17 protein-coding genes are annotated in these 19,438 nt (G+C 71.8%); 10 read left to right on the top strand and 7 right to left on the bottom strand.

The annotated features are described in order from the left end of the window. Positions 1-45: 45 nt before the first annotated feature. Positions 46-426, bottom strand: a complete 381-nt coding sequence (locus BA175_RS20355; protein WP_069172857.1) for a winged helix-turn-helix transcriptional regulator — start codon at positions 424-426, stop codon at positions 46-48. 128 nt (positions 427-554) lie between these two features. On the opposite strand from BA175_RS20355, the gene BA175_RS20350 reads away from it, so the two are divergent. Next, positions 555-962 carry a RidA family protein gene (locus tag BA175_RS20350; RefSeq protein ID WP_069172856.1) on the top strand — a complete coding sequence of 136 codons (408 nt, stop codon included), beginning with the start codon at positions 555-557 and terminating at the stop codon, positions 960-962. A gap of 49 nt (positions 963-1,011) precedes the next feature. Here the strand turns inward: BA175_RS20350 and BA175_RS31865 are convergent, their stop codons facing one another. Together BA175_RS31865 and BA175_RS20340 are read right to left on the bottom strand one after the other, a co-directional pair. Continuing rightward, positions 1,012-1,590 (bottom strand): hypothetical protein, encoded by a 579-nt coding sequence (locus tag BA175_RS31865; RefSeq protein ID WP_254667920.1) that lies wholly within the window; start codon positions 1,588-1,590, stop codon positions 1,012-1,014. After that, a complete protein-coding gene (locus BA175_RS20340) occupies positions 1,587-2,141 on the bottom strand; it encodes a hypothetical protein (RefSeq protein ID WP_368073320.1) in 555 nt (184 codons plus the stop codon). Before BA175_RS20340 ends, BA175_RS31865 begins: the two co-directional genes overlap by 4 nt. A 576-nt stretch (positions 2,142-2,717) precedes the next feature. Here BA175_RS20340 and BA175_RS20335 point away from each other — a divergent pair. Then, complete coding sequence (locus BA175_RS20335; protein WP_069172854.1) at positions 2,718-4,157, top strand: hydrogenase expression protein HypA; 1,440 nt, start codon at positions 2,718-2,720, stop codon at positions 4,155-4,157. Positions 4,158-4,409: 252 nt separating this feature from the next. Here BA175_RS20335 and BA175_RS20330 read toward each other — a convergent pair whose 3' ends face one another. Further along, positions 4,410-5,156 carry a class I SAM-dependent methyltransferase gene (locus BA175_RS20330; protein ID WP_069172853.1) on the bottom strand — a complete coding sequence of 249 codons (747 nt, stop codon included), beginning with the start codon at positions 5,154-5,156 and terminating at the stop codon, positions 4,410-4,412. Between the two features lie 423 nt (positions 5,157-5,579). On the opposite strand from BA175_RS20330, the gene recD2 reads away from it, so the two are divergent. Both recD2 and BA175_RS20320 read left to right on the top strand, forming a co-directional pair. Continuing rightward, positions 5,580-7,811 (top strand): SF1B family DNA helicase RecD2, encoded by a 2,232-nt coding sequence (gene recD2, locus BA175_RS20325; protein WP_069172852.1) that lies wholly within the window; start codon positions 5,580-5,582, stop codon positions 7,809-7,811. Positions 7,812-8,009: 198 nt separating this feature from the next. Next, complete coding sequence (locus BA175_RS20320; protein ID WP_069172851.1) at positions 8,010-9,308, top strand: citrate synthase; 1,299 nt, start codon at positions 8,010-8,012, stop codon at positions 9,306-9,308. A 987-nt stretch (positions 9,309-10,295) separates the two neighbouring features. Here the strand turns inward: BA175_RS20320 and BA175_RS20315 are convergent. From BA175_RS20315 to BA175_RS20310, 3 genes are all read right to left on the bottom strand, one after another. Continuing rightward, positions 10,296-10,601, bottom strand: a complete 306-nt coding sequence (locus BA175_RS20315) for a heavy-metal-associated domain-containing protein (RefSeq protein WP_069172850.1) — start codon at positions 10,599-10,601, stop codon at positions 10,296-10,298. A gap of 84 nt (positions 10,602-10,685) precedes the next feature. Further along, positions 10,686-10,838, bottom strand: coding sequence for a hypothetical protein (locus BA175_RS31225; protein ID WP_175420874.1), 153 nt, complete (start codon positions 10,836-10,838; stop codon positions 10,686-10,688). A 155-nt stretch (positions 10,839-10,993) separates the two neighbouring features. Next, the gene (locus BA175_RS20310) at positions 10,994-11,920 is read right to left on the bottom strand and encodes a sugar phosphate isomerase/epimerase family protein (protein WP_069172849.1); all 927 of its coding nucleotides are present in this window, start codon (positions 11,918-11,920) and stop codon (positions 10,994-10,996) included. A gap of 142 nt (positions 11,921-12,062) precedes the next feature. Between BA175_RS20310 and iolC the strand changes: the two genes are divergently transcribed. The 6 genes from iolC (at position 12,063) to BA175_RS20280 (ending at position 19,423) form a co-directional block, all read left to right on the top strand. Continuing rightward, positions 12,063-13,085, top strand: a complete 1,023-nt coding sequence (gene iolC / locus BA175_RS20305) for a 5-dehydro-2-deoxygluconokinase (protein WP_069172848.1) — start codon at positions 12,063-12,065, stop codon at positions 13,083-13,085. Then, positions 13,082-13,972, top strand: coding sequence for a Cgl0159 family (beta/alpha)8-fold protein (locus BA175_RS20300; protein WP_069172847.1), 891 nt, complete (start codon positions 13,082-13,084; stop codon positions 13,970-13,972). The genes iolC and BA175_RS20300 overlap by 4 nt, the downstream gene beginning before the upstream one ends. Positions 13,973-14,008: 36 nt before the next feature. After that, positions 14,009-14,893: a 5-deoxy-glucuronate isomerase gene (gene iolB, locus BA175_RS20295; RefSeq protein WP_069172846.1), complete on the top strand. Its 885-nt coding sequence runs from the start codon at positions 14,009-14,011 to the stop codon at positions 14,891-14,893. Next, positions 14,833-16,785: a 3D-(3,5/4)-trihydroxycyclohexane-1,2-dione acylhydrolase (decyclizing) gene (iolD, locus tag BA175_RS20290; RefSeq protein WP_438947345.1), complete on the top strand. Its 1,953-nt coding sequence runs from the start codon at positions 14,833-14,835 to the stop codon at positions 16,783-16,785. The genes iolB and iolD overlap by 61 nt, the downstream gene beginning before the upstream one ends. A gap of 14 nt (positions 16,786-16,799) precedes the next feature. Continuing rightward, positions 16,800-18,299 (top strand): CoA-acylating methylmalonate-semialdehyde dehydrogenase, encoded by a 1,500-nt coding sequence (locus tag BA175_RS20285; RefSeq protein ID WP_069172844.1) that lies wholly within the window; start codon positions 16,800-16,802, stop codon positions 18,297-18,299. 83 nt (positions 18,300-18,382) lie between these two features. Further along, positions 18,383-19,423 (top strand): phosphotransferase family protein, encoded by a 1,041-nt coding sequence (locus tag BA175_RS20280; protein WP_069172843.1) that lies wholly within the window; start codon positions 18,383-18,385, stop codon positions 19,421-19,423. Positions 19,424-19,438 lie beyond the last annotated feature (15 nt).

Below are 19,438 nucleotides of genomic sequence, written 5' to 3'. Positions count from 1 at the left end.
CGTACCGCCTACGCCGGGGATCCGGCTTCGCCGCGTTCGCCCCGGTCAGCCGTCGAAGTCGCGGCGGGAGGATTCGATGTGGGCGAGGTTGCGCTGGGTCCACTCGCACATCACGTCGACCGTCCTCCGCAGGGCCCGGCCCGGCTCCGTGAGGGCGTACTCGACCTTGGGCGGCACGGTGGGGTACACCGTCCGGTCCACCAGCCCGTTGCGCTCCAGCATGCGCAGGTTCTGGGTGAGCATCTTGTGGCTGATCCCCTCGACGGCGCTCCGCAGCTCACTGAAGCGCAGGGTGCGGTCTCCCAGGGCTTCGATGATCAGGAGCGCCCATTTGTTGGCGACGTCCGAGAAGATCTCCCGCGCCAGCGAGTCCGCGCGCCGCAGGTCGGCCTGTTCCTCGGGGGAGCCGTCGAATTGCTTGGTCACCTTCTGGTTCCCCTGTCACCAATAAGTGCGTTCTTCCACGTCAGCCCACACTCTCCTACGGTTATCCAGTAACCACAAGAGAGTGCGCGACGGCCTCTGTCGGGCCGCGCGGCAAGGAGGCGGACAGCATGGCCATCACCCTGACGAACCCCGCAGGACTGCCCGAGATCGACGTCTACCGGCAGGTGTCGGTCGCGACGGGTTCGAAGCTGGTCTTCGTCGCCGGACAGGTCGCCTGGGGCGCCGACGGCGTCACGGTCGGTGAAGGCGACCTGGCGGCCCAGGTCGAGCAGTGTTACGTCAACGTCGCCACCGCCCTGGCGGGTGTCGGCGCCTCCTTCGACGACGTGGCGAAGCTGAACGTCCACGTCGTCGACTGGACGCCGGAGAAGATGCCCCTGCTTCTGGAGGGCATCTCCCGGGCGTCCGCCCGGCTGGGGACCACTCCGGCTGCGCCGGCCACGCTTCTGGGCGTCGCCGCACTGGACGTCCCCGAGCATCTGGTCGAGGTCGAGGCCACGGCGATGCTCGACTGACCGGATGTGATGACTCCCGTGTGTGGGGGGACTGCGGGAGTCATCCGGCTCACCTGAGCAGCGGTGGCGAGGGCAGCGCGAAGTGGTCGGCGATGATCCGGAGCGTGAGTGTTCCGCCGGCGTTGAAACCGGGATCGGCCTCGTACGCCGGTGTGTCCCGGCCGATGATGCCGGCGTCGAGCAGCTCGCGTACCAGGAGATCTCCGCTCCGGCGTGATTCGCGGCGATCGCCCATGTTGAAGCACGTCCGTGCGAACCCGCCCCGGCTGTAGGCGAACTGGAACGGATGGACGTCGCAGTGCGGCACCATGTAGTTCTGTCCGTGCTCGCACGGACAGGCGGGCGTCGACGCCAGGAACACGGTTTCCATCGGCTCGGGGAGGTCCGCGCGGTCCGCGTAGCGGAAGCCGGTGACGTAGCACGCCAGAGCGCTGACGGAGAATCCGTCCGATGCCGATGCCGATGCCGATGCCGATGCAGTGCGCGCGTCGTGCGTCACCCAGGTCCAGCCGGACGACCGGCCACCGTCGGATATGGGATGCCCGGCCTCGGCGAAGACGGCGGACAGCGTGGGCAGGCTCATGCCCTTGCACCATGTGGCGAACGTGTCGGGGGCGAGCTGGATCACGCCGCCGCCACCTCTGCCGACAGGGGCGCCGAGGGCAGCAGGAAGTAGTCCGCGATCGTCCGCACGAGACGGTCCTCGTCATCGGTGTAGTGGTCGAAGCAGTCATGGTCGCCGCCGCTCTCCTCCTCGCACGAGGAGCCGGGGCCTATCAGACGCGCGGCCAGGAGCTCGGCGGAGAGGTAATCCGGATTCTCCCCCACTCGGGAACTCACGTCCTCGAAGCTGAAGTGGAGGATCGTGCGGCCGTCACGGAAGTACGAGAACTCCGGGCCGTGCGCCTTCGCGCTGCACGGCTCGGTCACGAAGACGACGATCTCTCCGCCGTCCCGGCAGATGCTGTTGTAGTCGACCGATTCGAAGTCATCGGCCTCGGGGTCGAACATCTCGTGCACGGCCCAGGCCCACCCGCCCGCCTCGCCGTCGGCGAGGGGCTCACGGAGCGCACCGCGCAACCCCTCCGCGAGCGTGCCGGTGGTCATCCCCCGGGCGAAGACGATGTTCACGTCGAGGCCGGGGAACGCGTGGCCCGTCCAGTCCGTCATTGCACTCATGCCGACGACTTTATGTCCGGGCACTGACAGTCGGCCCGGACCGGAATGAGGGAGCGACGTGCTTCGGAAAGGAAACGGGCGTCGACGGTCGCCGGACCCCCCGGCAGGACCCGTCGGCGCCATGCTCGTGGAGCGGTGCGGTCAGGAAGAGGAAGTCCTCACCGGAGCCCAGGAGCCGGCCGCTTCACGGGGACCGGATGTCCGCCCCCACCTCGTCGGCCCGCTCCTGGGCCCGCGCGCGACGGCCCCGGCACCGGAGCGACGGCCCCGGCACCGGCGTGGCGGCATCCGCCTCGAATCCGTCCTTTCCGCACGGACACGGAGCGGGCGGTGGCTTCCGCCCCCGGGGAGGCGTGCCGTCGGTGCGGGCTTTGTCGGCCGACCGTGGTCAACGGAGTTCCTGTACCGTCGTCCCGGGCCCGAACCGTGTCAGGCACGACCCCCCTCGCCTCTCGCCAACACGGTTGCTCCTCGCAGGATTTCGCCCATCCGACGGCTGAGGTGGGTGAGGTCCGGTCGTGCGTGGGTGCGGAGCGCGACAGGAACGCCGAACCCCCATATGAGTAAGGAAATTGCATGGCACGTGAGCATGATCCTTCCAGCCACATACCCCCGAGTTCGGGCACGTCCTCCGGCGCCTCCGGGGCGTCCGGGAGTTCACCGGTCTCCGTCCGCCGGGCGGTGCCGATGCAGGGAGCGGCCGGGGACCCCGGTGACGCCCTGACGCCCGGCGGCCTGCGCGGGCGTGCGGGCTCGTCGTCCCCGGCGGCCGCGCCGGACGCCGCCACGCAGGGCCCGACGAGCGAGAGCACGAGGAGCGGGAGCACGACGAGCGCTTCGCCGACGGGCGGGGGCTCCGGGAACGAGACTGCCGAGGGCGCTGCCGCCCGGACGCGGAGCGCGGAGCGAGCGAGCAACGCCGGAGCGTCCACTGCTGCTTCCGGCACCGGTGCCGCGCGGGGCATCGGCGCTCCGGAGCCGTCGGCGGAGGGGACACCCGGACCGGCCTCGGCCGACTCCGCCGAGACCACGGTGACTTCGCGGTCCTCGGTGTCCGCGTCCGACCGGGCCGCGGCGTCGGCCGCCACCGGCGCCGTCGGCGGGACCCCGGCCGCCGCGGTCGCGGCGGCGGGCAGCGGCGGCGCGGGCGCGGGCACGCACGCGGACGGCGAACCGCCCGGCAGCCGACCGAAGAAGCCGATGCTGGCCGCAGCGGCGATCATCGGTGCGATCCTGGTCTCCGTGCCCTTCCTCGTGGCGGGTCAGGACGACCGCAAGCCCGAGAAGGAACGCACGCAGAACGCCGCAGGCACGGTCCTGAACACCGAAGCCTCCGCGCACCCGCAGACCTACACCAGCAAGTCGCCGACCCCCTCCGTGACTCCGAGCAAGGAGAAGGAGAAGGAGAAGCCGAAGCAGGTGCGGACGGAGAAGCCGTCCGAGCCGCCGCCCTCCGAACCGGTGGTCGTGCCGCCACCGGTCAAGCCCGAACGCAAGCCCACGGCCACGGTGACGGCGAAGGCCCCGCCGTACACGGCTGCCAGTGCGTTGAGCAGCCTCGCCAAGGGCGACCCCGGGGGGCGGCACATCTGCTACCGGGCCTTCGTGTCCGGGAGCGGCTGGCAGGCGCCGGTGTGTGACGGGACGATGGCCGGGACGGCCGGCCAGGGCAAGCGGATCACGGCCCTCAACATCGCGGTGTGGAACGTCGGCGGATCCTCCGCCAACGCCATGCTGCACGACTCGGGTTCGACGAGCGGCAACGCCAAGTGGGCCCCGAGCTGGACGGCCGTCATCGAAGACGGCAAGAACAACTACATAGGCAGCTCGAAGCCGGGCGCCCCCTTCATGACGGCCTTCGCCATGAACGTCGGCAAGGGCAGCGTCTGCCACACGGCCAAGATGAACAACGGCGGCTGGGGCCCGCAGTACTGCAAGAACAGCCGACCCGAGTTCATGTTCGTCGGCACCACCGGCAACAACAACTGGTTCGAGGCAGTGAAGCTCACGGTGTGACCCAGCGGGCCTCCGGCCCGCGAGGTGGAGCCCTCCGGTCGTCGCCGGAGGGCTCCACCGTGTCGGGCCCGGGGGTGCGCTGGATCACACCGGAGCGACCGCCCGGACCGTCCGGACGCCGCTCCGCACGCCGCCGATCTCACGCGCCCGCAGACCCTCGGCCTCAGCGCGGTCCGGCGGTGTCGGAGCGGGTGCACCCCGGCCGGTGGACGGCTCCCGGCCCGGCCTGGGCGGCCGTCGGGGCGACGGCGCTCACCGGCCGGGAGTGCGGGGGCTCTCCGGCTTCCTGAACAGCGCCGTCCAGAGGAAGTCCGCACCGAAGCGGAGGGAGTCATCCGGCTCGTCCCGCATCCGCCGGAGTTCGACCTCCTCCATCCCGGAGAAGATCCAGCGGAGGGACTCCGGTGTGTAGGCGAGGCCGCCGCGAAGCCCCGCACCACCGTAGAGCTCGGCGTCGGAGAGCTCGGAACCCATCGCCCCGGCGGCGAAGCAGCTGAGCGCGAGGTGCCCGCCCGGTACCAGGGTGCGCTCCACCAGTTCGAGGTAGCTGACGCGCCGGTGGGGCGGGAGGTGGTGGAAGCAGCCCGAGTCGCAGATCAGGTCGTACGGCCCGGCAGGCGCGTCCTCGGCGAAGGCGTCCCCGCAGTGGAAGCGGATGCCTGCCCCCGCCTCACCGGCCCGCTCCTCGGCCCAGGCGAGCGCCCCGGGCGACAGGTCGACGGCGTCCACCTCGTAGCCGAGCGAGGCCAGGTACAGCGCGTTGCGACCCGGCCCGCAGCCGAGGTCGAGCGCCCGCCCCGGGCGGATCAGGCCCCGGTCGACGTACGACGCCAGGCTCTCGTCGGGCTTCGCCACGAAGAACGGCACGGGCTTCGACCGGTCCTCGTAGAACGCGTCCCACCACGCCCCCGCCTTGTCGGTCCACCGGTCGGCCTCCGGCGCGAAGAGGCCGTCCATGAGCCGCAGTACATCCTCGACCGAGCGTGTGTTCCGGTCCATCCGGCCCCCCCTTTCGGAAGGTTCGAACCTATCGCTCGCCCTGCGTATCAGGCCAGGTCAGCGCGGTGGTCCGGCCGGCCTGAGCGGACGGTCGGCGGCCTCGGGGGCCCCTGCCGCCCCCACCGCGCCACCCCCGGCCCGTACGTGTCTCCCCGCACCCTCCAGCTCCCGCCCAGGACCCCGTACCGCCCCCGCCGGCCCCCCTTTTTTTCTCCACGGCCCGCGGGGTGTCCCGGTCCTCGGGGAGTCAGGGCGGGACCACGGGTGCCATGCCGGGGACGTCGTGCCCGTGGCTTCCCCGACGGCCGTCACCCGGCGCGGGCCCGGGGGCGGGTGACGGGGACGGCTTCCGGGGAGAGTTGCAGGGGAGGGTTTCGCAGTGCGGCCTACGGGCTGTCGGTCCCGCCCGATACGGTCGGGACCATGTCCAACACGGCCGTGCTCGAAGGCGTCCTGGAGCGGATCACCTATGCCAACGAGGAGAACGGCTACACCGTCGCCCGGGTCGACACCGGGCGCGGGAGCAACGATCTGCTCACCGTCGTCGGTTCGCTGCTGGGGGCCCAACCGGGCGAGTCCCTGCGGATGGAAGGGCGTTGGGGATCCCATCCGCAGTACGGGAAGCAGTTCACGGTCGAGAACTACACCACCGTCCTCCCCGCCACCGTCCAGGGCATCCGCCGCTACCTCGGCTCCGGCCTGATCAAGGGCATCGGGCCGGTCATGGCCGACCGCATCACCACCCACTTCGGCGTCGACACCCTGGACATCATCGAGCAGCAGCCCGGGCGGCTGGTGGAGGTGCCCGGGCTCGGCCCGAAGCGGACGAAGATGATCGCCGCCGCCTGGGAGGAACAGAAGGCCATCAAGGAGGTGATGGTCTTCCTGCAGAGCGTCGGCGTCTCGACCTCCATCGCCGTCCGCATCTACAAGAAGTACGGGGACGCCTCCATCTCCGTCGTGAAGAACCAGCCCTACCGGCTGGCCGCCGATGTCTGGGGCATCGGCTTCCTCACCGCCGACCGCATCGCCCAGGCCGTCGGCATCCCGCACGACAGCCCCGAGCGGGTCAAGGCCGGTCTGCAGTACGCGCTGTCGCAGTCCACCGACCAAGGGCACTGCTTCCTCCCCGAGGAGCGGCTGATCGCGGACGGCGTGAAGCTGCTCCAGGTGGACACGGGGCTCGTCATCGAGTGCCTGGCCGAGCTCGCCGAGGATCCGGAGGGCGTCGTACGGGAGAAGGTGCCGGGGCCGGAGGACGGACAACCCGTCACCGCCGTGTACCTCGTGCCCTTCCACCGCGCCGAGATCTCCCTCGCCGCCCAGGTGCAGCGCCTCCTGCGTACGCCGGAGGACCGCATGCCGGCCTTCCGGGACGTCGACTGGACGAAGGCGCTCGGCTGGCTCGCCCGGCGTACGGGGGCGAAGCTGGCGCCCGAACAGGAGTCCGCCGTCCGGCTCGCACTCAGCCGGAAGGTCGCCGTCCTGACCGGCGGTCCCGGCTGCGGCAAGTCGTTCACCGTACGGTCCGTCGTCGAGCTGGCCCGTGCCAAGAACGCGAAGGTGGTGCTGGCCGCGCCCACCGGGCGGGCCGCGAAGCGGCTCTCGGAGCTGACCGGCGCCGAGGCGTCGACCGTCCACCGGCTGCTGGAGCTGAAGCCGGGCGGGGACGCGGCGTACGACCGGGACCGGCCGCTGGACGCCGACCTCGTCGTCGTCGACGAGGCGTCGATGCTCGACCTGTTGCTCGCCAACAAGCTGGTCAAGGCGGTGGCACCCGGTGCCCATCTCCTGCTGGTGGGAGACGTGGACCAGCTCCCCTCGGTCGGCGCGGGGGAGGTGCTGCGGGACCTGCTCGCCGAGGGCGGCCCGGTCCCGTCCGTCCGGCTGACGACGATCTTCCGGCAGGCCCAGCAGTCCGGGGTCGTGACCAACGCCCACCGGATCAACTCCGGGGTGCCCCCGCTCACCCAGGGGCTGAGCGACTTCTTCCTCTTCGTGGCGGACGAGACGGAGGACGCCGGAGTGCTCGCCGTGGATGTCGCGGCCCGCCGCATCCCCGCCAAGTTCGGGCTGGACGCCCGCCGTGACGTGCAGGTCCTCGCCCCGATGCACCGGGGGCCGGCCGGTGCCGGACACCTCAACGGCCTGCTCCAGCAGGCCATCACCCCCGGCCGTCCCGATCTGCCCGAGAAGCGGTTCGGGGGCCGGGTCTTCCGGGTCGGCGACAAGGTCACCCAGATCCGCAACAACTACGAGAAAGGGGAGAACGGCGTCTTCAACGGCACGGTCGGCGTCGTCACCGCCCTCGACACGGACGAACAGAAGCTGACGGTCCGCACGGACGAGGACGAGGAGATCGCCTACGACTTCGACGAACTCGACGAGCTGGCCCATGCCTACGCCATGACGATCCACCGCTCCCAGGGCAGTGAGTACCCGGCGGTCGTCATCCCCGTCACCACCAGCGCCTGGATGATGCTCCAGCGAAACCTGCTGTACACGGCCGTGACCAGGGCGAAGAAGCTCGTCGTACTCGTCGGTTCCCGCAAGGCCGTCGGGCAGGCGGTCCGCACGGTTTCCGCAGGCAGACGCTGCACGGCTCTGGATTTCCGGCTGCGCGGAGGACCGCTGGAAGACTTCTCGGCAAAATGATCGATCAAAACGGTGGGAAACATCACTGAGCCCTTCCGGAACCGGGGGACAGGGGGCAGGATGAGTAAGTTGGCGGCACTCAGTGCCGCCAGTAGGTCCAATGGACGACCCCGAGTGCACTCTCCTGAGCCGAATGGGGGAGGGTGGAGAACAGTCAGGGCACCTCGAAGAAGAGGCACTACGTCGGTGAGGGATGACGTGAGCGAGCACACCAACAACGCTGTAGTACTGCGGTACGGCGATGACGAGTACACCTACCCGGTGATCGACAGCACCGTCGGCGACAGGGGCTTCGACATCGGGAAGCTCCGGGCCAACACGGGCCTGGTCACGCTGGACAGCGGATACGGCAACACAGCCGCGTACAAATCCGCCATCACCTACCTCGACGGCGAGCAGGGCATCCTGCGCTACCGCGGCTACCCGATCGAGCAGCTCGCGGAGAGCTCGACGTTCCTCGAGGTCGCCTACACGCTGATCAACGGCGAGCTTCCCAAGGTCGACGAGCTGTCGGCCTTCAAGAACGAGATCACCCGGCACACGCTGCTGCACGAGGACGTCAAGCGTTTCTTCGACGGCTTCCCGCGTGACGCCCACCCGATGGCCATGCTCTCCTCGGTCGTCAGCGCGCTGTCCACCTTCTACCAGGACAGCCACAACCCGTTCGACGAGGAGCAGCGCCACCTCTCGACGATCCGTCTGCTGGCCAAGCTCCCGACGATCGCGGCGTACGCCTACAAGAAGTCGATCGGCCACCCGTTCGTCTACCCGCGCAACGACCTCGGCTACGTCGAGAACTTCCTGCGCATGACGTTCTCCGTGCCGGCCCAGGAGTACGTGCCGGACCCGGTCGTCGTCGCGGCGCTCGAGAAGCTGCTCATCCTGCACGCGGACCACGAGCAGAACTGTTCGACCTCCACCGTGCGTCTGGTCGGCTCCTCGCAGGCGAACATGTTCGCGTCGATCTCCGCCGGCATCTCGGCCCTGTGGGGCCCGCTGCACGGTGGCGCCAACCAGTCGGTGCTGGAGATGCTCGAGGGCATCCAGGCCAACGGCGGCGACGTCGACTCCTTCATCCAGAAGGTGAAGAACAAGGAGGACGGCGTCCGCCTGATGGGCTTCGGCCACCGGGTGTACAAGTCCTTCGACCCGCGCGCCAAGATCATCAAGGCCGCGGCCCACGACGTGCTGTCGTCGCTCGGCAAGTCGGACGAGCTGCTCGACATCGCCCTCAAGCTGGAGGAGCACGCGCTCTCCGACGAGTACTTCGTCTCGCGCAACCTCTACCCCAACGTGGACTTCTACACGGGGCTGATCTACCGCGCCATGGGCTTCCCGACCGAGATGTTCACCGTGCTCTTCGCGCTCGGCCGGCTTCCCGGCTGGATCGCCCAGTGGCACGAGATGATCAAGGAGCCGGGATCGCGCATCGGCCGCCCGCGCCAGATCTACACCGGTGAGGTCCTGCGGGACTTCGTCCCGGCCGAGAGCCGCTGACGCCGGGTCCGCCGGGACCTGGTGGCTGACAGCGGGTCACCGGGAACGCGTCACGGGGACCGGTCCGTCGAGGCCGGTCCCGTAGAACCGCCGTAGTATCCGGGTCGCCTTTCCGGCCCGCGGCCTTCGCCCCGCGTGCCGCCCCCTGTCCAGCAGGGTGCGGTGTCCGGGGCGATTCGGCGTTCCGGGTGAAGTCCCGGGCGGGATCGGGACCCGGGGACCTGGGGTTCCCGGGTGCTCCACCGGCTGGTGCGCTGCGGCGTCCGGCATGTGCGGTGCTCCACGAGCGCGAGAAACGCCCCGCCGCCGATCCCCCCACGGGTCGACGGACGGGGCGCTTCCCATGTCCCGGAGCGGATTCCCCCCACGGGATCCGGCCGGGCGTCTGCCGGGAGCCGTGGCTCCCGTCGTCCTTGCGGTGGTGCTGTTCAGTTCTGTCCTGCTGTGCGGTCCGCCGGGGTACGTACGCACGGGAGGGCCGCTCAAAGCTCCCCGGTGCACGTGCCCCGGCCAACGCTTGCCCGGAGCGTCCCCCAAGACACTCCGTCGGACGTCCCCCAAGACATCCTTGGCATCGCACTCTTAGACTCACCAACCCATCAGATGGTTACCCTCGAATCGGTGTGATCTAAGTCTCTTTGTGTGCATCATGTGAAGGTGTACAACCCCCGGTCGACCGTTACGGCCGAGGCCGGCGGAAACGCCGTGGCCGCACCCGCGTTCACCGAGCTGAGCAGCCCGGATGCGGCGCGGAGCGGAGCAGCCACGAAGGAACCGAAGGCCTGGAAGAGGTTGCTTCCGATGGCTGACAGCGTACGCCGTGACGGCCGGTCGGGGGCAGTCGCCACCTTGATATCTTCACCAACACGTCGGGCCGGCTCCCCTGGTCGCGTCTGCGGCGGGGAGCCGGCCCGGCGGGGCGGTGCGGGGGTGGGGTCTTTGCGCGTCGGGGTGTCCGGGCGGCGGGCCGTCCCGCGGGGCGGTTGCTCAGGCGAGGCCGATCAGCTCGTAACCGGCCTCGTCGACGGCGGCGCGTACGGCGTCCTCCGCCAGGGGGGCGGCGGACGCGACGGTCACCCGCCCGGTCGAGGCCTCGGCCTTCACCGAGGTGACCCCTTCGAGTCCGGAGATCTCCTCGGAGACGGCCCCTTCGCAGTGGCCGCAGGTCATGCCCTTCACCTCGTACACCGTGGTGACCGCGCCGGTCGTGGCGCCGGACGCCTCGTCGCCGCAGGAGCCGTCGGGCGAGCAGCAGGAGCCGGCGGCCTGGGGGGTCTGGGTCTCGGCGGTCATGGCGTTCTCCTCTTCGCGAGCACACTGGGACTGACGTGCGGGGGTATCCGGGATGGGTGCCCCCGTACGCCGACCACTATACCCCTAGGGGGTATGGATGTCCCGTGACGCGCCTTCCGTGGTCCGCCCGGCGGCCGGCGGCTCCAGGTAGCGGTGGATCACCGTCTTCGACTCGCGGACGTACGTGGCCCGTTCGGCGCCCTCGTGCGACATGATCAGGTCTGCGGGTGACCGCACGAGCCGCGGTGGCTGCTCAGCTGGAGGGGCCGAGGACCGCTGGGGTCCATGGCGCAGTGAGCTGATGCTCGGTCGCCGGCCCCGTTGCCCAGACGCCCCGACACCCCGTGCGCCCTGCTGCCGCTGCCGCCCCCTGACCGTCGTGGCCGGCGGGATCAGATCGCGGGCCGTGCCGGGCCGCAGATCCGGAGGAACTCGCGGGTGCGGCGGGCGATGGGCAGCGGTTTGTCCGGGGGGCACGGGTACATGTCCTGCTCCACGATCGCGAAGAGATCGGTGCCGAGGGCACGCGCCGCGTCCAGTACGGGTTCCAGCGCGGGCACGCCGCCCGGTGGCTCGCACATCACCCCGCGCGCCACCGCGGGCCCGAACGGCACCTCGTTCGCCACGACATCGGCCAGGATCACCGGGTCCACCTGCTTGAGGTGCAGATAGCCGATGCGTTCGCCGTACGTCTCGATGAGCTTCACGCTGTCCCCGCCGCAGTACGCGTAGTGGCCGGTGTCCAGGCAGAGGGAGACCAGGTCGGGGTCGGTCGCGTCGAGGAAGCGGCTGACGTTCTCCTCGCTGTCGATGTGCGTGTCGGCGTGCGGGTGCACGACGATCCGCAGCCCGTAGCGCTCCCGCACCTCATGTCCCAGCCGCTCCGTCTGGGCGGTGAGGTCACGCCACTGGGCCGCCGTGAGCGTGCGGTCCTCCAGGACCGCGCCCGTCTTGTCGTCCCGCCAGAACGACGGGATGACGACCAGGTGTTCGGCGCCCATCGCCCGGGTGAGTGCCGCGATGCCGGCGACATGTGCCCAGGTGCTGTCCCAGACGTCCGGGCCGTGGTGCAGTCCGGTGAAGACGGTGCCCGCGGAGACGGTGAGGCCGCGGCGGGCGGTCTCGTCCGCGAGCCGGGCGGGGTCGGTGGGCAGATAGCCGTACGGGCCGAGTTCGATCCACTCGTACCCCGCCTCGGAGACCTCGTCGAGGAAGCGTTCCCAGGGCACCTGCCGCGGGTCGTCGGGGAACCACACCCCCCAGGAGTCGGGTGCCGAACCGATGCGGATGCGGGCCGGGCCGGGTGCGGAGGAGGTCATGTCGCCCACCTTTCAGGGCCGGAAATCGGGTGTCAAGGCACCGTCCGCATGTCCGGACATAGTGTTGACAGGGTGCGGGGCGAGGGCTAGACCTGGGACCAGCCGCCCGGCCGCGACCGAGACGCGGACCGAAGGGATGCGTATGCCTGAGCCGTACGACGTGATCACCATGGGGCGGATCGGGGTGGACATCTACCCGCTGCAGACCGGTGTTCCGCTGGCCCGGGTCGAGACCTTCGGAAAGTTCCTCGGCGGCTCGCCGTCCAACGTCGCGGTGGCCGCCGCGCGGCTCGGGCGGCGCACGGCCGTGATCACGCGGACCGGCCGGGACCCCTTCGGGGACTACCTCCGTCAGGAACTCGGGGCGTTCGGCGTGGACGCCCGCTGGGCGAGCGAGGTGGCGGGCAGCCCCACCCCCGTCACCTTCTGCGAGATCTTCCCGCCGGACGACTTCCCGCTCTACTTCTACCGGCAGCCCAAGGCCCCCGATCTGGAGATCCACGCCGGCGAACTGGACCTCGACGCGGTGCGTGCCGCCCGCGTCTTCTGGATGACCGGAACCGGGCTGTGCGCCGAGCCCAGCCGCTCCGCCACCCTCGCCGCGCTCCGGGCCCGCGCCGCGGCACCCGGGCCGCCGCCCGGACCCGCCACGGTCTTCGACCTCGACTGGCGTCCGATGTTCTGGGAGGAGGGGGACCACGGTTCCGTCGCCCGCGCCCGGTACCGCGAGGCGCTCGCCCACGCCACGATCGCCGTGGGGAACGTCGACGAGTGCGAGATCGCCACCGGTGAACGCGATCCGCACGCGGCCGCCCGCGCCCTGCTGGCCGCCGGGGTCGAACTCGCCGTCGTCAAGCAGGGCCCCGCGGGCGTGCTCGCCCTCCACCGCGACGGCACCACCGCCGAGGTCCCGCCCCTGCCCGTGGACGTCGTCAACGGTCTCGGCGCGGGCGACGCGTTCGGCGGCGCCCTCTGCCACGGCCTGCTCGCCGGATGGGACACCGCACGCACGGTGCGCTACGCGAACGCGGCGGGCGCCATCGTCGCCTCCCGCCTCGCCTGCTCGTCCGCGATGCCGTTCCCGCACGAGGTCGAACAGGCCCTCGCCGACGGGGCCGTGCCCTCGGCCGCCCCGGCCGCGGAAGCCCCCGGGGCCGCCCCGTGACCCCGCCCGCCGCATCGGGCGTCGCCGACCTCGTCCGGCTCCGGGCGCACCGCCCGGAGGCGGTCGCCGAGGCCGCCGCCGCCCGCAGCAGACGCCCCCTCCTCGGCCCCACCGGCCGCCTGATGATCATCGCCGCGGACCATCCGGCCCGCGGCGCCCTGGCCGTCGGCGAGGACGAGACGGCCATGGCCGACCGCTTCGAGCTGCTGGAACGCCTCTGTATCGCCCTCTCCCGCCCCGGTGTCGACGGCGTGCTGGCCGCAGCCGACGTCCTGGAGGACCTGCTCCTCCTCGGCGCCCTGGAGGACAAGGTCGTCATCGGCTCCATGAACCGCGGCGGGCTCGCCGGAGCCGCCTTCGAACTCGACGACCGCTTCACCGGCCACCGCCCCATCGACCTGGCCAGGCAGAACTTCGACGCGGGCAAGATGCTGCTGCGGATCGACCACGAGGACCCCGCCTCCCTGGAGACCCTGCACACCGCCGCCCGCACCGTGAACGCGATGGCCGATCACCGGCTGCCCGTCTTCATCGAGCCGTTCCTCTGCCGCCGCACCGGCGACGGGCTCCGCACCGACCTCGGGGCCGCCGCCGTCACGGCCTCCATCGCCATCGCCTCGGGGCTGGGCGGCACCTCCGCCTACACCTGGCTCAAGGTCCCCGTGACGGAGGACCCCGACGCCATGGAACGGGTGCTGCGCGCCTCGACCCTGCCCACGGTCCTGCTCGGCGGCGAGGTCAAGGGCGATCTGGACGGGGCGTACGAGAAGTGGCGCGGCGCTCTGCGGCTGCCGACGGTGCGGGGCCTGGTCGTCGGGCGTTCCCTGCTCTACCCGGCCGGCGGGGACGTGGCGGCGGCGGTCGACACCGCCGTGGGGCTGTTGTGAGGGGAACCCGCCGGGCGAAGGGGTAGGGATGCGGTCATGACGACGCGCGAGGAGCAGCAGCGGTACCACCTGCGGGCCGGGGACACGGCGAACGCCCCGTACTCCCTCGACATCGGGCCGGAGACGGCCGGCTGGGACCGGTCGAGCCTGCGGGTACTGGAGCTCGAACCGGGTGGTGTTCACACCCTGGTCACCGGGGAGAGCGAATGGATCGTCCTGCCGTTGACCGGTGGCTGTACGGTGCGGACCGCAAGTGAGATCTTTGAACTGCGGGGCAGGGAGAGCCCGTTCGGCGCAGTGACCGATTTTGCCTATCTTCCGCGTGACGCCCGCGCACAGATCGCCTCCGGCGCAGGAGGCCGCTTCGCCCTGGCAGGAGCGAAGTGCGAGCGACGACTCCCCGCTCGCTACGGCCCCGCGCCGGAGGTACCGGTCGAACTCAGGGGTGCCGGCACCTGCTCGCGGCAGGTCAACAACTTCGCCGCCGCCGACACCTTCGCGTGCGACCGGCTCATCGCCGTCGAGGTCCTCACCCCCGGCGGCAACTGGTCCTCGTACCCCCCGCACAAGCACGACGAGCACCGTCCCGGCGTCGAGTGCGAACTCGAGGAGATCTACTACTTCGAGGTCGAGGGCGACGGCCTCGGATACCACCGGGTCTCCCCGTCCCGCGCGGGCGGCACGGACGTCCTCGCCGAGGTCGCCACCGGCGACGCCGTCCTCGTCCCCGACGGCTGGCACGGCCCTTCCATCGCCCCGCCCGGCCGCACCCTGTACTACCTGAACGTGATGGCGGGCCCCGGCGAGCAACGCGCGTGGCTGATCCAGGACCACCCCGGCCATCGCTGGATCCGCGACACATGGCCCGCCCAGCCGGTCGACCCACGGCTCCCGCTGTACGACCGGGAGGCCGGCCGGTGACCACGTCCCGTACCACCACCCGCAGGCTCACCACCGCCCAGGCGCTGATCGCCTTCCTCACCCGGCAGTACACCGAGCGCGACGGCCGGCGCCGACGGCTGATCAACGCCACCTGGGGCATCTTCGGCCACGGCAACGTCGCGGGCGTGGGGCAGGCGCTCGTCGAGTCCGGCCCCGCGATGCCCTTCCTCCAGGGCCGCAACGAACAGGCCATGGTGCACGCGGCCGTCGGATTCGCCCGCCAGTCCGGCCGGCTCTCCGCGCAGGCCGTGACCACCTCCATCGGCCCCGGCGCCACCAACCTCGTCACCGGCGCGGCCCTCGCCACCGTCAACCACCTGCCCGTCCTGCTCCTGCCCGGCGACACCTTCGCGACCCGCCCCGCCGACCCCGTGCTCCAGCAGCTCGAAGTACCCTCCGCCGGCGACGTCTCCGTCAACGACTGCCTGCGGCCCGTCTCCCGCTACTTCGACCGCGTCACCCGCCCCGAGGCCCTGATCCCGGCGGCCCTGCAGGCGATGCGGACCCTCGCCGACCCGGCCGGCACGGGCGCCGTCACGCTCGCGCTGCCCCAGGACGTCCAGGCCGAGGCGTACGACTGGCCGGCCGAGTTCTTCGCCGAGCGCGTCTGGCACGTGCGCAGGCCCGCCCCCGACCCGGACGAACTGGAGCAGGCCGTACGGGCGGTGCGCGGCGCCCGCCGGCCCCTGATCGTCGCGGGCGGCGGTGTCCACCACAGCGCCGCCGAGGAGGCCCTCGCCGCCTTCGCCGCCGCCACCCGCATCCCCGTCGCCTCCACCCAGGCGGGCAAGGGCTCCCTGCGTCACGACCACCCCGCCGACGTCGGCGGCATCGGCCACACCGGCACCGCGACGGCCGACGCCCTCGCTCGCGACGCCGACCTCGTCATCGGGATCGGCACCCGTTACACCGACTTCACCACCGCCTCCGGCACCCTCTTCGCCCGTCCGGGGGTCCGCTTCCTCAACCTCACCATCACCGGCTTCGACGCCCACAAGCTCGCCGCCCTTCCCCTCGTCGCGGACGCCCGCACCGGCCTCGAAGCGCTCGGCGCCGCCCTGCACGCACGCGGTCACCGCGTCGACCCCGCCTACGAGACCGAGTACACCGGTGCGAAGGAACGCTGGGAGCAGCGCGTCGACGCCGCCTACGCCACCCCCGATCCGGACGCCCGCCCCACGCAGGCCCAGGTCCTCGGCCTGCTCGACGCCCTGGTCACCGAGGACGACATCCTGATCAACGCGGCCGGCTCGCTCCCCGGTGACCTCCACAAACTGTGGCGGGCCCGCTCCCCGCGCCAGTACCACGTCGAGTACGGCTACTCCTGCATGGGATACGAGATCCCGGCCGCCATCGGCGTGCAGCTCGCCGCGCCCGGCCGGCCCGTCTGGGCCCTCGTCGGCGACGGCACGTACCTGATGAACCCCACCGAGATCGTCACGGCCGTGCAGGAGGGCCTCCCCCTCAAGCTCGTCATCCTGCAGAACCACGGGTACGCGTCCATCGGAGGCCTCTCCGAGTCCGTCGGCGCCGAACGCTTCGGCACGGGCTACCGCTACCGGGACGCGGACGGCGGCTACACCGGCTTCCCGCTCCCGGTGGATCTGGCGGCGAACGCGGCCTCCCTCGGCATGCGGGTGCTGCGGGCGAAGTCCGTGGCCGGCCTGCGCGCGTCCCTGGCCGAGGCGCGCGGCGCGGACCGCCCCACTTGTGTCTACGTGGAGACCGAAACGCCAGACACAGTGTCGGGCCCCCCTCCCGCACAGGCGTGGTGGGATGTTCCCGTGGCCGAGACCGCGACCCGCCCGTCGGCGGCCGAGGCACGCAAGGAGTACGACCGGCAGATCGCAGCCCGACGCCGCCACCTCTGAAGGAGCATCCCGTCATGAAGACCGTCAACCACTGGATCGGTGGCAAGGCCGTCGAGGGCACGTCGGGTACCTACGGCCCGGTCACCGACCCGGCGACCGGCGCCGTCACCACCCAGGTCGCGCTCGCCTCCGCCGAGGAGGTCGACACCGCGGTCGCCGCCGCGAAGAGCGCCTTCGCCACGTGGGGCACCTCCTCGCTGTCCGCCCGTACCGCGGTCCTCTTCCGCTACCGCGCCCTGCTCGACGCACACCGCGACGAGATCGCCGCCCTCATCACCGCCGAGCACGGCAAGGTGCACTCCGACGCCCTCGGCGAGGTCGCCCGCGGGCTGGAGATCGTCGAGCTGGCCTGCGGGATCACCACCCAGCTCAAGGGCGAGCTGTCCACCGAGGTCTCCAGCCGGGTCGACGTCTCCTCGATCCGCCAGCCGATCGGTGTCGTCGCGGGCATCACGCCGTTCAACTTCCCGGCCATGGTGCCGATGTGGATGTTCCCGCTGGCCGTCGCCTGCGGGAACACCTTCGTGCTCAAGCCCAGCGAGAAGGACCCGTCGGCCGCCAACCTGCTGGCCGAGCTGGCCGCCGAGGCCGGCCTGCCCGACGGCGTGCTCAACGTCCTGCACGGCGACAGGGTCGCCGTCGACGCGCTCCTCGCCCACCCCGACGTCGCCGCCGTTTCCTTCGTCGGTTCCACCCCGATCGCCCGTCACATCCACGCGACGGCCTCCGCGAACGGCAAGCGCGTCCAGGCGCTGGGCGGGGCGAAGAACCACATGCTGGTCCTCCCGGACGCCGACCTGGACGCGGCGGCGGACGCCGCCGTCTCCGCCGCGTACGGCAGCGCCGGGGAGCGCTGCATGGCCATCTCCGCCGTCGTCGCCGTCGGCGCGGTCGGAGACGACCTCGTGGCCCGCATCAAGGAGCGCGCCGAGAAGATCAGGATCGGCCCCGGTACCGACCCCGCTTCCGAGATGGGCCCCCTGATCACCGCCGCCCACCGCGACAAGGTCGCCTCCTACGTCACCGGCGCCGCCGCCCAGGGCGCCGAGGTCGTCCTGGACGGCACCGGCCACACGGTCGAGGGCTTCGAGGACGGCCACTGGATCGGCCTCTCCCTCCTCGACCACGTCTCCACGGACTCCGACGCCTACCGGGACGAGATCTTCGGGCCGGTCCTGTGCGTCCTGCGCGTCGACACGTACGAGGAGGGCGTCGCCCTCATGAACGCCTCGCCGTTCGGCAACGGCACCGCGATCTTCACCCGCGACGGCGGCGCCGCCCGGCGCTTCCAGCTGGAGATCGAAGCGGGCATGGTCGGCGTCAACGTCCCGATCCCGGTACCGGTGGGCTACCACTCCTTCGGCGGCTGGAAGGACTCCCTCTTCGGCGACCACCACATCTACGGCAACGACGGGGTGCACTTCTACACCCGCGGCAAGGTCGTCACGACCCGCTGGCCGGACCCGGCCGACGCCCCGTCATCCGTCGACCTGGGCTTCCCCCGCAACCACTGAGGCCCACAACGCCCGGCCCCCGGTGGTCGCCGCCTTCGGAAAAGGCGGCGACCACCGGCCGGTCCGGGTGCGAGACTCACCGCATGGTGACGGCGTCGCGGCTCCCGTTCGGCACGGTTCTCAGCGCCCGGCTGGGGCCACCCGCGCACCCCGCCCAGTTGGAGAGCAGCCCTCGCTCCCACGTCTGGCGCATCGAGCTGGCCGGCGGGCCGGCCGTCCTGAAACAGCTGGTGGCGGGCCCCGGAGCCGACGAGCGGTACGAGCGCGAGGTGGCCGCGCTGCGCATCGCGGCCCGGGCCTCCGGATCCCCCGTCGTGCCCGCGCTGCTCGCCACCGACCCCGCCGAACGGGTCGTCGTCCTCGAACACCTCGACCACGCCCGCCCCGCCGCCGGCTGGACCGTCGGGTACGCGGCTGCCCTCGCCCGGCTGCACGCCACCGCGGGCCCCGGTGACGCCGGAGCCCTGCCCCGGTGGCAGGGTCCGGCCGACTCGGACGTCACCTCCTTCCTCGCCCTGGCCGAGAAGCTCGGCGTCCGGGCGGCACCGCGCGCCGAGGAGGAACTGCGCGCCCTCGTCGAGCGGCTCGGCCGGGCGGAGGGGACCGCGCTGCTCCACGGCGACCCGTGCCCGGGCAACGACCTGCACACCCCCGACGGGGTCAGGTTCATCGACTTCGAGCAGGCGTCCCTGGGTAGCGGGCTGATGGAACTCGCCTACCTGCGCATCGGGTTTCCGACCTGCTGGTGCGTCACCCGGGCGGCCGGGCCCCTGCTGGAGAGAGCGGAGTCCGCGTACCGCACGGCCTGGCACGCCGCGACCGGCCGCGCGCTCCCGGACACCGGCCTCGCCGACGCCTGCGCGGGCTGGCTTATCCGCGGCGACGCCCTGGTCCCGCGCGCCCGGCGCGGCGCTGCCGACCACCTGGCCCGGCTTCCGGACGAGGACTGGGAGTGGGGCACGGCGACCGCCCGCCGACGGCTCGTCCACCGGCTCGGCGTGGTCGCCGCCCTGGCCGAGGAGCAGCCCGGCCTGCGGGGCCTCGGCGGCCTCGCGGCGGACCTCCGCCGCGCCGCCCTCGCCCGCTGGCCTGGACTCCGGCCGGTGCCGGCCCGGCGCCCGTAGCCGGCCCGGCACCTG

The sequence above is a fragment of the Streptomyces griseus genome (genome assembly GCF_001715295.1).
Taxonomy (GTDB): Bacteria; Actinomycetota; Actinomycetes; order Streptomycetales; family Streptomycetaceae; genus Streptomyces; species Streptomyces griseus_G.
This window is presented reverse-complemented; position numbering and strand designations above follow the sequence as displayed.

What these genes read in the sequence shown, in the direction of transcription:
- BA175_RS20280 (WP_069172843.1), top strand. Translation starts at nt 18,383, where the DNA reads ATGGTGACGGCGTCGCGGCTCCCGTTCGGCACGGTTCTCAGCGCCCGG.
- BA175_RS20310 (WP_069172849.1), bottom strand. Translation starts at nt 11,920, where the DNA reads ATGACCTCCTCCGCACCCGGCCCGGCCCGCATCCGCATCGGTTCGGCA.
- BA175_RS20340 (WP_368073320.1), bottom strand. Translation starts at nt 2,141, where the DNA reads ATGAGTGCAATGACGGACTGGACGGGCCACGCGTTCCCCGGCCTCGAC.
- BA175_RS20315 (WP_069172850.1), bottom strand. Translation starts at nt 10,601, where the DNA reads ATGACCGCCGAGACCCAGACCCCCCAGGCCGCCGGCTCCTGCTGCTCG.
- BA175_RS20285 (WP_069172844.1), top strand. Translation starts at nt 16,800, where the DNA reads ATGAAGACCGTCAACCACTGGATCGGTGGCAAGGCCGTCGAGGGCACG.
- iolC (WP_069172848.1), top strand. Translation starts at nt 12,063, where the DNA reads ATGCCTGAGCCGTACGACGTGATCACCATGGGGCGGATCGGGGTGGAC.
- BA175_RS20350 (WP_069172856.1), top strand. Translation starts at nt 555, where the DNA reads ATGGCCATCACCCTGACGAACCCCGCAGGACTGCCCGAGATCGACGTC.
- BA175_RS20330 (WP_069172853.1), bottom strand. Translation starts at nt 5,156, where the DNA reads ATGGACCGGAACACACGCTCGGTCGAGGATGTACTGCGGCTCATGGAC.
- recD2 (WP_069172852.1), top strand. Translation starts at nt 5,580, where the DNA reads ATGTCCAACACGGCCGTGCTCGAAGGCGTCCTGGAGCGGATCACCTAT.
- iolB (WP_069172846.1), top strand. Translation starts at nt 14,009, where the DNA reads ATGACGACGCGCGAGGAGCAGCAGCGGTACCACCTGCGGGCCGGGGAC.
- BA175_RS20335 (WP_069172854.1), top strand. Translation starts at nt 2,718, where the DNA reads ATGGCACGTGAGCATGATCCTTCCAGCCACATACCCCCGAGTTCGGGC.
- iolD (WP_438947345.1), top strand. Translation starts at nt 14,833, where the DNA reads ATGGCCCGCCCAGCCGGTCGACCCACGGCTCCCGCTGTACGACCGGGA.